Source organism: Pseudomonas sp. GL_090 (assembly GCF_057837765.1).
Genome location: NZ_CM174452.1, coordinates 4,613,674 through 4,628,312, shown reverse-complemented (window position 1 = coordinate 4,628,312; position 14,639 = coordinate 4,613,674). Strand labels below are relative to the sequence as shown.

The following is a 14,639-nucleotide window of genomic DNA, read 5'->3' as shown; positions in this document are numbered from 1 at the left end:
TTAAGCTTGTCGTTTGCTTTATTTGAAAAGGATATTGAGATGCTTCGCCAATGGCTACTGCAGCTTCCGCGGCGCCAAAAAAGGCTGATGCAAGTTGCGACCGATATTTTTCTGGTCTGGGCTGCGCTTTGGTTGGCATTCGTCGTTCGCTTGGGTATTGACGAGATCGTAAATCCGCTGCAGGCGCACACCTGGTTATTCGTGTGTGCACCGATTGTCGCGATTCCGCTGTTCATTCGCTTCGGATTGTATCGTGCGGTTTTACGCTACTTCGGAAACGACGCACTGATTGAAATCGTGAAGGCGGTTAGTCTCTCGTCGCTGATCCTCGGGCTCGTGGTTTATTGGTATAGCAATCATCAGACTGTTATTCCCCGCTCGATCATTTTTAACTATTGGTGGCTCAGCTTGTTGATGATCGGCGGGTTGCGACTAGCAATGCGCCAGTATTTTCTTGGCGATTGGCTTACTGCTGCTCAGCATGTCCCATTCACGAATAGAGACAAGGGGTTGCCAAAGGTTGCAATCTACGGAGCAGGAGCGGCGGGAAACCAGCTGGTAGCAGCGCTTCGCATGGGACGATTGATGAGACCTGTCGCGTTTATCGATGACGATACCAGTATTGCTGACAGGGTCATTTCGGGATTGCACGTTTACGAGCCCAAGCATATTGAGAAGATGATCGATGTTACCGGGGCTCAGGAAATCCTTTTGGCCATCCCGTCGGCAAATCGCGGGCGGCGTCGTGAAATATTGGGGTACCTGGAAGGCTTTCCACTGCATGTCCGAAGTGTTCCCGGCTTTATGGATCTGGCGAGCGGTCGTGTAAAAGTTGACGACATTCAGGAAGTGGATATTGCGGACCTGCTCGGGCGCGATGCCGTGCCTGCGCAAGGCGATCTGCTCGAGCATTGCATCAGGGGCCAGGTCGTGCTGGTGACGGGGGCAGGTGGATCGATCGGATCTGAGCTTTGCCGCCAGATACTGGTGCTGCGACCCACTACGCTTTTGTTGTTTGAGCATAGTGAGTTCAATCTTTACAGCATTATGTCCGAATTGGAGCAGCGGGTTGCACGCGAGTCTTTGCCTGTAAAGTTGCTGCCGATCCTTGGGTCTGTCCGTAATCAGGAAAAGCTGCTGGACGTGATGAAGACGTGGCGTGTCGATACGGTTTACCACGCCGCGGCTTACAAGCATGTCCCGATGGTTGAGCACAACATCGCCGAAGGTGTACTCAACAACGTCATCGGTACGCTGAATACCGCGCAGGCTGCATTGCAGTCCAATGTTGCCAACTTTGTACTCATCTCAACGGACAAGGCAGTACGGCCTACCAACGTCATGGGTAGCACCAAGCGTTTGGCTGAGATGACGCTCCAGGCATTGAGTCAGGAGTTGGCACCTGTTTTGTTTGGGGACGCCTCGAATGTTTCGCGGGTCAATAAAACCCGTTTTACGATGGTTCGATTCGGCAACGTCCTGGGCTCTTCAGGGTCCGTCATCCCGCTATTTCACAAGCAGATTCAACTCGGTGGCCCACTGACGGTTACGCATCCGAAGATCACTCGCTATTTCATGACGATCCCCGAGGCGGCCCAGCTTGTGATTCAAGCAGGCTCAATGGGGCAGGGAGGCGACGTTTTCGTTCTGGACATGGGCGAGCCGGTAAAGATTGTCGAGCTGGCGGAAAAAATGATCCACTTGTCCGGTCTCAGTGTGCGCTCGGAGAGAAATCCCCATGGAGATATCTCGATTGAGTTCACCGGACTTCGCCCTGGTGAAAAACTGTATGAAGAGTTGTTGATCGGCGACAACGTAGCCGCAACGCCTCATCCAATGATCATGACCGCCACTGAGGACTACCTTTCCTGGGAGGTTCTTAAAGTCAAACTGGCGGAATTGCTGGCCGCAGTTGAGCAGGATGACTACTCCTGCGTCCGCCAACTCCTGCGCGAAACCGTCAGCGGCTATACCCCCGACGGCGAGATTGTCGACTGGATCTATCAGCAGCGTCGCCTCGAACCCTGATTGTTTCACATGCTGTAACGGACACATTTTTGACACGCTCCAGACATCACCTAAGTTTTGAAGGCAGCTTCGGAAAAGCTGCTTTCTCAATCGATGTCATGGAGCGTCATTTATGCGTACTGGCTATTTCTACTCTCTCGTTTTTGCCCTGCTGACCAGCACTTCAATTGCCGTCGTAGCTGCACCTGCGGTCAAACAGGAAGCTGGAAATCCTCCTGTGGTGATGGAAGCTTCAGAGAAAGAGCAGTCCGGCAAAATCAACCTCAATGCGGCGGATGCAGCAACACTGCACCGCGAACTGTCCGGTGTGGGCGAAGCCAAGGCGAAAGCGATTGTTGCGTATCGTGAGGATAATGGACCCTTTGCTTCAATTGACGAACTGCTTGAGGTCAAGGGTATCGGCAAAGCCATTCTCGATAAAAACCGCGAGAAGCTTGAGGTGAACTAAACGTAAACGCTCCATGAACCCCACATTCAAAGCGCTTAGCTGATCCCGGATGCTGTGCTCCCGATTCCCTCAGGAGCCAGCCCGCCATGATGCGACCCGATGCCAAAGTCGAAAAAGTCTATCTCTACCCCAAGCCCGTCGACTTTCGAAAATCCATTGATGGCCTGGCCGCACTTGTCGAGCTGGATATCAAAGTCGCGGTATTCGACCCTGTGCTTTTCGTCTTCCTCAACAAACCACGCAACCGCGTGAAGATTTTGTATTGGGAACGCAACGGCTTCTGCCTTTGGCTCAAGCGCCTCGAATCCGAACGATTTAAAACATCGCCCGATGCCAACGATGAAGCGATCATCCTGACCGTCCAGGAACTGAACTGGCTACTGGATGGTTTTGATCTCTGGCGCAACCGTCCTCATCAGGTTTTGACGCCTCGATACGTGGCCTGATTCGGTATAATCCAGGGCATGATTTCCATGCCCGAAAACCTCCCCGATGATCCTGAATTGCTCAAGCAGATGCTTGCGAAGATGCAGTCCAGAGTCGGTTTCCTCGAAGAAGAAAATGCGCTGTTGCGTCAGCGCCTGTTCGGACGCAAGTCCGAGCAAACGGTTGATCCGGCAACGCCGCAGTTGGCCCTGTTCAATGAGGCGGAAAGCGTCGTCGAGCCCATTGATGAAGCGGCAGAAGAAGAGGCTGTTGCGCCGACCCAGCGGCGTGGCAAACGCAAACCGCTGCCGGCCGATCTCCCCCGCATCGAAGTCATCCACGAACTGCCCGAACATGAACTGACCTGTGCCTGCGGCTGCCGCAAACACGCCATCGGCGAGGAAGTTAGCGAGCAGCTTGAAATCGTGCCGATGCAAATTCGCGTGATCAAGCACGTCCGTAAGGTCTACGGTTGCCGCGCCTGTGAAACGGCTCCGGTCACTGCGGACAAGCCCGCTCAGTTGATTGAAAAAAGTATGGCCAGCCCAAGCGTGCTGGCGATGCTGCTGACCACCAAATACGTGGACGGTTTGCCGCTTCACCGTTTTGAAAAAGTGCTGGGCCGCCATGGCATCGATATCCCGCGCCAGACCTTGGCCCGCTGGGTTATCCAGTGCGGCGAACACTTGCAACCACTGCTGAATTTAATGCGCGACCAGTTATTGGAAAGCCGCGTCATCCACTGCGATGAAACCCGCGTGCAGGTGTTGAAAGAGCAGGATCGGGAGCCCAGCAGCCAGTCCTGGATGTGGGTGCAAACCGGCGGCCCACCCGACAAACCAGTGATCCTTTTCGACTACTCCACCAGCCGGGCTCAGGAGGTGCCGACGCGCCTGCTTGATGGCTATCGCGGCTACGTGATGACCGATGATTACGCCGGTTACAACGCGCTGGGCGCGCAGGAAGGAGTGGAGCGTTTAGGCTGCTGGGCGCATGCACGGCGCAAATTCGTCGAAGCGCAAAAAGTGCAGCCCAAAGGCAAGACGGGACGTGCCGACATCGCGCTGAACCTGATCAACAAGCTTTATGGCATCGAACGCGACCTACAGGCCGGCAACGACGGCGAACGAAAAACCGGTCGTCACGCGCACAGCCTGCCGGTGCTGGCTCAGTTGAAAAGCTGGATGGAAAAGACCCAACCCCAGGTCACCGCTCAAAACGCCCTGGGCAAAGCCATCAGCTACCTGGCGAGCAACTGGAACAAACTTGAACGGTACGTCGAGGAAGGTTACTTGCCGATCGACAACAACGCTGCCGAACGCGCCATCAGGCCCTTCGTGATCGGAAGAAAGAACTGGCTGTTTAGCGACACCCCCAAAGGTGCGACGGCCAGCGCTCAACTTTATAGCTTGGTCGAGACTGCCAAAGCCAACGGCCAAGAGCCCTATGCGTGGCTGCGCCACGCACTTGAGCGCCTGCCGACGGCTTCTTCGGTTGAGGATTACGAAGCTTTACTGCCCTGGAACTGCTCGTCGGTATCGCGTAGTTAAACGCGCTATCCATCTTGCTGGCTGGTAGGGTTTACGGTGAGCTTAAAGAATACGAGCGGAGCAACGATCATGGAATACGACGATAAACTGATTGAAGAAGCCGTGCTTGCCCTGTTGGCAACCTTCAGTTTTGATAACGGCAATGCTTGGAAAGGGTTCGACTTCGAGACCATGAGCCGATTACATGAACAGGGTTTCATCAGTAATCCGGTGAACAAGAACAAATCGATTTGGTTGACGGCTGAAGGGTTGGAGCGAGGTCGGCAGACAGCCGACCGGTTGTTTGGGGTAGGAACCCAAGGGGAGCATGCATCCGAGTCGGATACCTGACTTCATACCACGGCCATCCGGTAGGTGGGGTTTATGGATCGCATACAACTAAACTTGTAAATCTACGCCAAGGGGCCGGTCATTGACCGGCCTTTTTACATTCTGGCAAATGGGAACACTCCGGGCATTGACTGTTCCTGGCTCCAATCATTGAGACTGGTTCTCTGTCAGCATCATAAAATTATGACTATCATCTATTTGTAAAATTATGCCTATAATAAATTGACATTCCGACACCACGTCCTGAAACACAGGCGCTGGTTTTCTTTTTGCGTTTCTCAGGAGCACTGCCATGAATTCTGTTCAGTCCCCAGGTACGGCCCTCGTCACCGGTGCTTCGTCGGGTATCGGTGCGGTTTACGCCGAGCGTTTGGCGGCACGCGGTTTTGATCTGTTGCTGGTTGCCCGCGATCAGGATCGATTGGAGTCCGCAGCCAGCAAACTGCGCACCGAGCATGGTGTTCGGGTAGAGGTGTTTAAAGCGGACCTGACTCAAAAGGAGGACATACTCAAGCTCGAGCAGCGATTGCGCAGTGACTCGAGCATCAGCCTGCTACTCAATAATGCAGGTGTGGCAGCGGATGGTTTGCTGGCCAATGCCGATATGGACCAACTCGAGCGCTTGATTCAACTCAACATCACGGCGGTTACGCGGTTGGCGTCGGCGGCTGCGGCCAGCTTTACCAAGGCCGGGCGCGGCACGATCATCAATATCGCATCGGTGGTGGCGTTGTTTCCCGAACGTTTCAATGCGACGTACAGCGCCAGCAAGGCCTATGTATTGAGCTTGACTCAATCGTTGAGCACCGAGCTGAATGGCACTGGAGTGAAGATCCAGGCGGTGCTGCCCGGTGTGACACGAACCGAGATCTGGGAGCGCTCCGGTATCGATGCTTCACAAATTCCTGCGGATATGGTGATGGAGGCGGGTGAAATGGTCGATGCTGCGTTATCGGGTCTGGATCAGGGTGAACTGATCACCATTCCTTCGTTGCCTGATGCGGCAGATTGGGATGCGTTCGTGGCGGCACGTCATGTGATGGCGCCTAACCTTTCCAAAAGCAAGGCTGCAGCCCGTTATCGGTAAGTGCCATCAATCGGCTTGAGGTGTATTGGGTATGAATGATCGTCGAGTGGTTGTAACGGGCATGGGCCTGGTGTCGCCGTTGGGGAGCGGCGTCGAAGTGGTTTGGCAGCGGCTGCTGGCCGGTCGTTCCGGACTGCGCAATTTGCCGCACGAGGTGGTTGCCGATCTGCCGGCCACGGTCGGCGGTGCCGTGCCTGCGCTGGCGGATGATCCGCAGGCGGGGTTCGACCCGGACCGGGCAACCCCACCCAAGGAACAGAAGAAGATGGACCGCTTCATCCTGTTCGCCATGGAAGCGGCGCGTCAGGCACTGGAGCAAGCCGGATGGCAAGCGCTGGATGCCAATGCCCAGGAGCGCACGGCCACCATTATCGGTTCAGGTGTGGGGGGGTTCGGCGCGATCGCCGACGCGGTGCGCACCACTGATAGTCGTGGTCCGAGACGTTTGTCTCCATTCACAATCCCTTCGTTTCTGGTCAACCTCGCGGCAGGTCATGTGTCGATCCAGCATGGCTTCAAGGGGCCATTGGGCGCACCGGTCACGGCGTGCGCCGCCGGGGTTCAGGCGATTGGCGACGCGGCGCGGTTGATTCGTGCGGGTGAGGCGGATATCGCGGTGTGCGGCGGTGCGGAAGCGGCGATCGATCGGGTCAGCCTTGCCGGGTTTGCGGCTGCTCGCGCCTTGTCCAGCGCCTACAACGAAACGCCTGAGCGCGCTTCGCGACCTTTCGACAGTGGTCGCGATGGTTTTGTCATGGGAGAAGGGGCCGGGCTGCTGGTCATCGAGTCTCTGGACCATGCGCTGGCCCGGGGAGCCCAGCCCCTGGCGGAGCTGGTCGGCTACGGCACCAGCGCCGATGCCTTTCACCTGACCGCCGGCCCCGAAGACGGCAATGGTGCGCGGCGGGCGATGTCGTTGGCGTTGGCACAGGCCGGTGTTTCACCGGCCCAGGTTCAGCATCTGAATGCTCATGCAACTTCGACTCCGGTGGGAGATCTGGGTGAGCTGGCTGCGATCAAGGCGTTGTTCGGTGCACAGAACGGCATTGCCGTGACATCGACCAAGTCGGCGACCGGGCATTTGCTCGGTGCAGCGGGGGGAATCGAGGCGATCTTTACTTTGCTGGCGATCCGTGACCAGGTTGCACCGGCGACCCTCAATTTCGAGAACCCGGACCCTGCCACTGAAGGTGTCGACATCGTTCATGGCCAGGCGCGACCGATGGCCATCGAGTACGCGTTGTCCAACGGCTTCGGATTTGGCGGGGTCAATGCCAGTGTGCTGTTCAAGCGTTGGCAGGGTTAATCCTGCGAGTGCTTGAGGTGTTCGCGTGCGACGTCGAGAATCCGTTGGGCAAACTCGGCGTCGGCCACGCTGCGCGATAACAGCAAGGCGCCGACCAGCGTAGACATGATGACGATGCTGCGGTCGGCGGTGTGCTCTCCGTCAAGGGTGTGCTGGATCTGGTCGAGTCGCGCCTGGAGCACGACGTCGCTGGTCGGGCTCGGTTGACCACGCAGCCCCAGTTCCGAAGAAATGGTCAGCAGCGGGCAGCCTTCGTGGGGTGAGGTTTGATGCCATTCGGACAGGTAAGCGTCGATGAAGGCTTCGAGTGGCTGCTCCTCGGCGAAGATTTGCGCGCACAACTCATCGACTTGTGCGCCAGCCTCCTGCAAGGCTTTCTCTACCAGTTCGTCTTTGGACTTGAAGTGCGAGTAAAAGCCACCGTGAGTCAGGCCCAGTGCTTTCATCAGGGGCTGCAGCCCGGTCGCGCCGATACCGTCGCGTCGAAATCGCGCTGAAGCTTCCTTGATTATGCGTTGGTGGGTCTGGGCTTTATGGTCCTGCGAGTAACGCATCTGATATCTCCGCATCAATGCGCCATATTAACCAATGAAAATTGCATGGTGACTGTACTTCTACTTCTAAAAAACATGCAGATGCTTCGATATGAGTGCAAAGCGGCATGAATTCGGGAGTTTTCACGCAAAAACAAACCCCGCTGTTCAAGGCGGGGTTTTCGGTCAGCGGTCCTGGGCTTCCTTGGCGTCCATTTCCGCATTGCGTTCGGCGACGCGCTTGCGTTGCTCTTCGGTCAGTTCGACCTTGTTGGCGGTGTCGCGCAGCAACATCAGGCCACCAACGATCGAGCCGATGGCAACGACCAGAATCAACCAGGCATACCAGGGCATAGGACTCTCCTTGAAAAGCAGACGGTCGGCGAGGGTTCGCCAACCGATCGTGCATACCGTTTTGAGTGATGGGGTTTCATCGCAGTTCCATCGCTATCACCCCCATTCTATGCCTGTTGTTCAAGGTTCACTCGAACGCTTTCACAGTCCGGTCAGCATCGCATCCGCCGGTGCGTCTGCGCGCAGTTGTGCGGTGAGCATGAAGTACACGAAACCTGCCGCCATGAAGCCCAGGAAGATCAGGCCGATCAAGGTGTTGAACCAGGCCATCGCCAGCAGGCACACCACGGCCAGCATCAGTGCAATGAACGGTATCAGCGGGTAGCAAGGGGCACGGAAGGTGCGTTCCAGGTTCGGCTCGGTTTTACGCAGTTTGAACAGGCTGAGCATGCTCATGATGTACATCACGATGGCGCCGAACACGGCCATGGTGATCATCGCGGCGGTCAGCGTCATGCCGCCGAGGTTGATCAAGCCGTCGCTGTAGATGGCAGCAATGCCGATGACACCGCCGGCGATGATCGCCCGGTGCGGTGTCTGAAAACGCGACAACTTGGCCAGGGACGCCGGCAGGTAGCCCGCGCGGACCAGGGCGAAGAACTGCCGCGAGTAACCCAAGATGATCCCGTGGAAGCTCGCGACTAGTCCGAACAGCCCAATCCACACCAGCATGTGCAACCAACCCGAGCTTTCGCCGACCACGGCTTTCATCGCTTGCGGCAACGGGTCGTTGATGTTCGACAGGGTGCGCCAATCACCGACGCCACCGGCAAAGAACATCACGCCCATGGCCAGCAACACCAGCGTCAGGATGCCGCTGATGTAGGCCTTGGGAATCGTGCGTTTCGGGTCCTTGGCTTCTTCGGCTGCCATGGCCGCGCCTTCGATGGCGAGGAAGAACCAGATAGCAAAGGGGATCGCCGCAAACATCCCGGCAATCGCCGGAGCACCGAAGACATCGGAACCGGCCCAGCCATTTAGGGCGAAGTTGCTGAAACTGAATGCCGGGGCGACCACGCCCATGAACACCAGCAATTCGGCGACCGCCAACACGCAGACCACCAATTCGAAAGTGGCTGCCAGTTTCACGCCGAGGATGTTGAGGCCCATGAAGGCGATGTAGGCACCGACTGCCGCGTGTTTCGGGTCCAGGGCTGGAAACTGGACATTGAGGTAGGCACCGATGGCCAGGGCAATTGCCGGTGGGGCGAAGACGAATTCGATCAGTGTCGCCAGCCCGGCGATCAACCCGCCTTTCTCGCCAAAGGCGCGACGACTGTAGGCAAAGGGACCGCCGGCGTGGGGAATGGCGGTGGTCAGTTCGGTGAAACTGAAGATGAAGCAGGTGTACATGGTGGCGACCATGAAAGAGGTCACCAGAAAGCCCAAAGTCCCGGCCACGCCCCAGCCATAGCTCCAGCCGAAATACTCTCCGGAAATCACCAGCCCGACCGCAATGCCCCACAGGTGCAAGGTGCCCAGCGTGGATTTGAGTTGTGTGTTCATGGGGTTGCTCCCTGAGTGGTTTGGAAAGCTCACGGGAGGCCAGTGCAGTGGGCGTGCCATTTCCGATTTTCCCGTCGTAAAGCGCGGAAAGCTGTCGTATCGGGGATGATCGCTGCTGGATGCATGCTTTTTGATGCGCCAGTTGGGTGCGTTGTTGTCTGCTGTGCCGCCATCGCGAGCAAGCTCGCTCCCACAGTGGAGCCATGTTGTATGGGCTGACGCCTCTCAAATGTGGGAGTGAGCTTGCTCGCGATGAGGCCCGCGCATGCGCCATCAATCCTTGCAGTAACAAAGCCATAAACCCACTCTTTACGCTTTCTTTATGCCCTGCAGGCACCCTCGGTCTCGTTCCTTTACAGCCTCCTTTCCGACAATGACTCCACACGCGGCAATACGCCGTAACACGGAGAACTTCCATGAGCGTTCTGGACGGGGTGTCGCTGCTGCTGGCAGTGGGGCTGTTCATTTATCTGTTGGTTGCGCTGCTGCGCGCGGACCGGAACTAGGAGCGGCTATGCACAGTTATGACTATTGGCTGATCCTCGGCTTTTTTGCCCTGGTTTTGGTTCCGGCGCCGTTTCTCGGGCGCTTCTTCTACAGGGTGATGGAAGGGCAGCGCACCTGGCTGACACCGGTTCTCGGTCCGGTCGAACGCGGTTGTTATCGTCTGGCCGGCGTCGATCCGCAGGCCGAACAGAGTTGGCAGAAGTACACGCTGGCCTTGCTCGCCTTCAACCTCGCGGGTTTCCTGCTGCTATTTGCGATCCTGTTGTTCCAGGACCACCTGCCGCTGAATCCGCAGAATCTGCCGGGTCAGGAGTGGACGCTGGCGTTCAACACCGCCGTCAGCTTCATGACCAATACCAACTGGCAGGCCTACAGCGGCGAAGCTTCCCTGAGCTACCTGAGCCAGATGGTTGGCCTCACCGTGCAGAACTTCGTCAGCGCCGCCACCGGCCTGGCGGTACTGGTCGCGCTGTGTCGCGGAATCGGCCGCAAATCCACCCGGACCCTGGGCAACTTCTGGGTCGACATGACCCGCGCCACCCTCTACGGCCTGCTGCCGCTGTGCCTGCTGTTGGCGCTGTATCTGGTCTGGCAGGGCGTGCCGCAAACCTTCGCGCAGTATGTGAATACGGTGACGATGCAGGGCGTCGATCAGGTGATTCCGCTGGGGCCTGCTGCCAGTCAGATTGCGATCAAGCAATTGGGCACCAACGGTGGCGGTTTCTTCGGCGTGAACTCGACGCATCCGTTCGAGAATCCGACGGCCTGGAGCAACCTGTTCGAGATGGCCTCGATCATCCTGATCCCGGTCGCGTTGGTGTTCACCTTCGGTCATTACGTGAAGGACCTGCGTCAGAGCCGGGCGATCATCGCCTGCATGCTGGCGCTGTTTCTGATCGGCGGCGCCACCTCGCTGTGGGCTGAGTACCAGCCGAACCCGGCGTTGAACAATGTCGCCGTCGAACAGGCCGCGCCATTGGAAGGCAAGGAAGCGCGCTTCGGCACCACCGCCACCGTGCTGTGGTCGGTGACCACCACGGCCGCGTCCAACGGCTCGGTCAACGGTATGCACGACAGCCTCAACCCGCTGAGCGGCATGGTGGCGCTGGTCAACATGATGGTCGGCGAAGTGATCTTCGGTGGTGTCGGTGCCGGGCTCTACGGCATGTTGCTCAACGTGCTGATCGCGGTGTTCCTCGCCGGCCTGATGATCGGCCGCACCCCGGAATACCTCGGCAAGAAACTGCAAGCCAGGGAAGTGCAATTACTGGTGGTGACCCTGATGGTCATGCCGATTGGCGTGCTGGTGCTCAGCGCGATTGCCGCCAGTCTGCCCGGCCCGGTCGCCGCCGTGAGCAACCCTGGCCCTCACGGATTCAGTCAGTTGCTTTACGCCTATACCTCGGCCAGCGCCAACAACGGTTCCGCCTTCGCTGGCTTCGGCGCCAACACCCCGTACCACAACCTGATGCTGGGCCTGGGCATGTTGATCGGTCGTTTCGGCTACATCCTCCCGGTCCTGGCCCTGGCCGGCAGCCTGGCGATGAAGAAAACCGCGCCGATCGGACAGAACAGCTTCCCGACCCACGGCCCACTATTTGTGACCTTGCTGACCGTGACCATTTTGCTGGTGGGCGGCCTGACCTTCCTGCCGACTTTGGCGTTGGGCCCAATCGCTGAACATCTGAGCATGGGCTTCTGAGGAATAGACAATGAATATGCCCGTAACCAAAACCGTTGCCGCCAAGGCGCCGGAGCAAACAAAAACCGCGATCTCGGCCCTGTGGCGCCCGGCGCTGGTGCAAGCCTTCGTCAAGCTCGACCCACGGCAGTTGCAGCGCGCGCCAGTAATGCTGGTGGTCGAACTGACGGCGATCCTGACCACCGTTTTGTGCTTCATTCCCGACACGGCTGTGCCGACTTTCGTCGCCGCGCAAATCGCGGTGTGGTTGTGGTTCACCGTACTGTTCGCCAACTTCGCCGAAGCCCTGGCCGAAGGTCGCGGCAAGGCCCGCGCCGACAGCCTCAAGGCCGGCAGCGAAGGCCTCAGCGCCCGGCGCAAGACCGGCAACGGCGGCTTTCAGGTGGTGCCCGCCGCCAACCTGCGCAAAGGCGATGTGGTGCGCGTCGAAGCGGGGGAGATGATCCCCGGTGACGGCGAGGTGATCGAAGGCATCGCGGCGGTCAACGAAGCGGCGATTACCGGCGAATCGGCGCCGGTGATTCGCGAGTCCGGCGGCGACCGCTCGGCCGTTACTGGCAACACCCGACTGGTGTCCGACTGGCTGCTGGTGAAAATCACCGCCAACCCCGGTGAGTCGACCCTGGACCGCATGATCGCTCTGGTCGAAGGCGCCAAGCGTCAGAAAACTCCGAACGAAGTGGCGCTCGATATCCTGCTGATCGGCCTGACCCTGATCTTCCTGCTGGTGGTCGTCACCCTGCAACCGTTCGCCCACTTCGCCAATGGCAGCCTGCCACTGGTGTTTTTGGTGGCGCTGTTGGTCACGCTGATTCCAACCACCATCGGTGGTTTGCTGTCGGCCATCGGGATCGCCGGGATGGATCGTCTGGTGCGCCTGAACGTGATCGCCAAGTCCGGTCGTGCGGTGGAAGCAGCGGGGGACGTGCACGTTCTGCTGCTGGACAAGACCGGTACCATCACCTTCGGTAACCGTCGTTGCTCGGCGGTGTATGCCGCGCCTGGCGTGACAGCCAGGGAGCTGGCCGAAGGCGCATTGCTGGCTTCGCTGGCAGATGACACCGCCGAAGGCAAGTCGATCGTCGAGTACCTGCGCGGCACCCATCCGCAACCGGAACCGTCCGCCGACGTGCTGACAGCCGTGCCCTTCAGTGCCGAAACCCGCTTGTCCGGTGTCGATTATCAAGGACGCGTGTACCGCAAGGGCGCGGTGGATTCGTTGCTGGCGTTCGTGGGTCTGAAACGCGCTGACCTGGCACCGGCCTTGTCCCGTGAAATCGACAAGATCGCCCAAAGCGGCGGCACCCCGCTACTGGTGTGTGCCGACGGCAAGTTGCTCGGTGCGATCCACCTCAAGGACGTGGTCAAGCCCGGTATCCGCGAGCGTTTCGCCGAGCTGCGCAAGCTGGGAATCCGCACTGTCATGGTCACCGGCGACAACCCGTTGACCGCTGCCGCCATCGCCGCTGAGGCGGGTGTGGACGATGTGCTGGCCGAAGCCACGCCGGAGAAAAAACTGGCGCGCATTCGTCACGAACAAAACGACGGTCGTCTGGTTGCCATGTGCGGCGACGGCGCCAACGACGCCCCGGCCCTGGCCCAGGCGGACGTGGGCATGGCGATGAACGACGGCACCCAAGCGGCACGTGAAGCGGCGAACATGGTCGACCTCGACAGCGACCCGACCAAGCTGCTGGACGTGGTGCAGATCGGCAAGGAGTTGCTGGTCACCCGCGGTGCGCTGACGACCTTTTCCATCGCCAACGACGTGGCCAAGTACTTCGCGATCCTGCCGGCGCTGTTCGCCGCGATCTATCCGCAACTGGGGGTGCTCAACGTGATGCACCTGAGCAGTCCGCAGAGCGCGATTCTCTCGGCGATCGTGTTCAACGCCCTGATCATTGTGGTGCTGATTCCGCTGGCGCTGCGCGGTGTGCGGGTTCACGCGGCGAGTGCGGCGGCGTTGTTGCGGCGCAATCTGCTGATCTACGGCCTGGGCGGGATCCTGGTGCCGTTCGTGGGCATCAAGGCCATCGACATGCTGTTGACGGCGTTGCATCTGGTTTGACCGCCCTCTGTAGGAGCGAGCTTGCTCGCGATGGGCGTTAACGATAACGCGCCATTTCTGATAAAGCGCGGCGCCTTCAGATCCATCGCGAGCAAGCTCGCTCCTACAGCTGTTTTTACGAATTAGAGGATTTTGAAATGTCCACATTGATACGCCCGGCCCTGAGCCTGCTGGTCCTGATGACGCTGATCACCGGCGTCGCCTATCCACTGGTGGTCACCGGTGTGGCCCAGGTCGCCTTCCCGGATCAGGCCAACGGCAGCCTGGTGCGGGATGCCGAGGGCAAGGTCCGCGGTTCCTCGCTGATCGCCCAGGATTTCGTCGGCGAGGCCTGGTTCCACCCGCGCCCTTCGGCCGGTGCCTTTGCCACCGTATCGAGCAGTGCCAGCAACCTGGCGCCGAGCAACCCTGCGTTGGCGACGCGAGTGAACGACGATGCCGGCAAACTGCTGGTGCCCGGTCAGGGGCCGGTGCCCTTGGCGCTGGTCACTACGTCCGGCAGCGGTCTCGATCCGCACTTGCCACCGGCGGCGATTGCCTATCAACTGGCGCGTGTCGCGACGGCGCGCAACTTGCCGGTAGCGACGCTGCAACAACTGCTGGACGCCCACATCGAACAGCCATTGGTAGGTCCGCCGGTGGTGAATGTGCTTGAGTTGAATCGGGCGCTGGAAAACCTGTAGATCGGCGGCGCTGCCATTCGCGAGCAGGCTCGCTCCCACAGGAATACGCATTCCAACTTGTGGGAGCGAGCCTGCTCGCGAAGGCGTCAGAACAGTCGCTATATCAATTCC

General features: G+C 58.8%; 14 protein-coding genes. 11 read left to right on the top strand and 3 right to left on the bottom strand.

The annotated features are described in order from the left end of the window. Positions 1-39: 39 nt before the first annotated feature. The 7 genes from AC3ITA_RS20725 (at position 40) to fabF (ending at position 7,175) form a co-directional block, all read left to right on the top strand. Complete coding sequence (locus tag AC3ITA_RS20725; RefSeq protein WP_008049027.1) at positions 40-2,028, top strand: polysaccharide biosynthesis protein; 1,989 nt, start codon at positions 40-42, stop codon at positions 2,026-2,028. Positions 2,029-2,140: 112 nt separating this feature from the next. Then, positions 2,141-2,476, top strand: coding sequence for a ComEA family DNA-binding protein (locus tag AC3ITA_RS20720; protein ID WP_095943941.1), 336 nt, complete (start codon positions 2,141-2,143; stop codon positions 2,474-2,476). Between the two features lie 86 nt (positions 2,477-2,562). Continuing rightward, positions 2,563-2,922 (top strand): IS66 family insertion sequence element accessory protein TnpB, encoded by a 360-nt coding sequence (tnpB, locus tag AC3ITA_RS20715; RefSeq protein ID WP_052966798.1) that lies wholly within the window; start codon positions 2,563-2,565, stop codon positions 2,920-2,922. A gap of 18 nt (positions 2,923-2,940) precedes the next feature. Continuing rightward, on the top strand, positions 2,941-4,452 hold the full coding sequence (gene tnpC / locus AC3ITA_RS20710; protein WP_489278309.1) for an IS66 family transposase: 1,512 nt from the start codon (positions 2,941-2,943) through the stop codon (positions 4,450-4,452). Positions 4,453-4,521: 69 nt separating this feature from the next. Next, on the top strand, positions 4,522-4,782 hold the full coding sequence (locus tag AC3ITA_RS20705; protein WP_258696284.1) for a DUF6429 family protein: 261 nt from the start codon (positions 4,522-4,524) through the stop codon (positions 4,780-4,782). 292 nt (positions 4,783-5,074) lie between these two features. Beyond that, entirely contained in the window at positions 5,075-5,869 is a 795-nt protein-coding gene (locus AC3ITA_RS20700; protein WP_150673575.1) for an SDR family NAD(P)-dependent oxidoreductase, read from the top strand. Between the two features lie 31 nt (positions 5,870-5,900). Continuing rightward, a complete protein-coding gene (fabF, locus tag AC3ITA_RS20695) occupies positions 5,901-7,175 on the top strand; it encodes a beta-ketoacyl-ACP synthase II (protein WP_095944974.1) in 1,275 nt (424 codons plus the stop codon). Here the strand turns inward: fabF and AC3ITA_RS20690 are convergent. From AC3ITA_RS20690 to eat, 3 genes are all read right to left on the bottom strand, one after another. Further along, positions 7,172-7,729 carry a TetR/AcrR family transcriptional regulator gene (locus AC3ITA_RS20690; RefSeq protein WP_095944973.1) on the bottom strand — a complete coding sequence of 186 codons (558 nt, stop codon included), beginning with the start codon at positions 7,727-7,729 and terminating at the stop codon, positions 7,172-7,174. The genes fabF and AC3ITA_RS20690 overlap by 4 nt on opposite strands. A gap of 165 nt (positions 7,730-7,894) precedes the next feature. Then, complete coding sequence (locus tag AC3ITA_RS20685) at positions 7,895-8,062, bottom strand: DUF2897 family protein (protein WP_007985427.1); 168 nt, start codon at positions 8,060-8,062, stop codon at positions 7,895-7,897. A gap of 141 nt (positions 8,063-8,203) precedes the next feature. Beyond that, positions 8,204-9,568: an ethanolamine permease gene (eat, locus tag AC3ITA_RS20680; RefSeq protein WP_489278308.1), complete on the bottom strand. Its 1,365-nt coding sequence runs from the start codon at positions 9,566-9,568 to the stop codon at positions 8,204-8,206. Positions 9,569-9,984: 416 nt separating this feature from the next. On the opposite strand from eat, the gene kdpF reads away from it, so the two are divergent. The 4 genes from kdpF to kdpC all read left to right on the top strand — a co-directional run bounded on the left by kdpF (position 9,985) and on the right by kdpC (position 14,528). Beyond that, on the top strand, positions 9,985-10,074 hold the full coding sequence (kdpF, locus tag AC3ITA_RS20675) for a K(+)-transporting ATPase subunit F (protein WP_007899818.1): 90 nt from the start codon (positions 9,985-9,987) through the stop codon (positions 10,072-10,074). 8 nt (positions 10,075-10,082) lie between these two features. Continuing rightward, a complete protein-coding gene (gene kdpA / locus AC3ITA_RS20670; protein ID WP_095944971.1) occupies positions 10,083-11,777 on the top strand; it encodes a potassium-transporting ATPase subunit KdpA in 1,695 nt (564 codons plus the stop codon). 10 nt (positions 11,778-11,787) lie between these two features. Then, on the top strand, positions 11,788-13,845 hold the full coding sequence (gene kdpB, locus AC3ITA_RS20665; protein ID WP_414929002.1) for a potassium-transporting ATPase subunit KdpB: 2,058 nt from the start codon (positions 11,788-11,790) through the stop codon (positions 13,843-13,845). Between the two features lie 137 nt (positions 13,846-13,982). Further along, positions 13,983-14,528: a potassium-transporting ATPase subunit KdpC gene (kdpC, locus tag AC3ITA_RS20660; RefSeq protein ID WP_414929001.1), complete on the top strand. Its 546-nt coding sequence runs from the start codon at positions 13,983-13,985 to the stop codon at positions 14,526-14,528. The last annotated feature ends 111 nt before the right edge of the window (positions 14,529-14,639 follow it).

Bases quoted from the DNA above. Each gene is read 5' to 3' on its own strand.
- tnpB (WP_052966798.1), top strand. From the start codon at position 2,563: ATGATGCGACCCGATGCCAAAGTCGAAAAAGTCTATCTCTACCCCAAG.
- kdpB (WP_414929002.1), top strand. From the start codon at position 11,788: ATGAATATGCCCGTAACCAAAACCGTTGCCGCCAAGGCGCCGGAGCAA.
- kdpA (WP_095944971.1), top strand. From the start codon at position 10,083: ATGCACAGTTATGACTATTGGCTGATCCTCGGCTTTTTTGCCCTGGTT.
- fabF (WP_095944974.1), top strand. From the start codon at position 5,901: ATGAATGATCGTCGAGTGGTTGTAACGGGCATGGGCCTGGTGTCGCCG.
- AC3ITA_RS20725 (WP_008049027.1), top strand. From the start codon at position 40: ATGCTTCGCCAATGGCTACTGCAGCTTCCGCGGCGCCAAAAAAGGCTG.
- kdpC (WP_414929001.1), top strand. From the start codon at position 13,983: ATGTCCACATTGATACGCCCGGCCCTGAGCCTGCTGGTCCTGATGACG.
- eat (WP_489278308.1), bottom strand. From the start codon at position 9,568: ATGAACACACAACTCAAATCCACGCTGGGCACCTTGCACCTGTGGGGC.
- AC3ITA_RS20700 (WP_150673575.1), top strand. From the start codon at position 5,075: ATGAATTCTGTTCAGTCCCCAGGTACGGCCCTCGTCACCGGTGCTTCG.
- AC3ITA_RS20690 (WP_095944973.1), bottom strand. From the start codon at position 7,729: ATGCGTTACTCGCAGGACCATAAAGCCCAGACCCACCAACGCATAATC.
- AC3ITA_RS20720 (WP_095943941.1), top strand. From the start codon at position 2,141: ATGCGTACTGGCTATTTCTACTCTCTCGTTTTTGCCCTGCTGACCAGC.
- kdpF (WP_007899818.1), top strand. From the start codon at position 9,985: ATGAGCGTTCTGGACGGGGTGTCGCTGCTGCTGGCAGTGGGGCTGTTC.
- tnpC (WP_489278309.1), top strand. From the start codon at position 2,941: ATGATTTCCATGCCCGAAAACCTCCCCGATGATCCTGAATTGCTCAAG.
- AC3ITA_RS20705 (WP_258696284.1), top strand. From the start codon at position 4,522: ATGGAATACGACGATAAACTGATTGAAGAAGCCGTGCTTGCCCTGTTG.
- AC3ITA_RS20685 (WP_007985427.1), bottom strand. From the start codon at position 8,062: ATGCCCTGGTATGCCTGGTTGATTCTGGTCGTTGCCATCGGCTCGATC.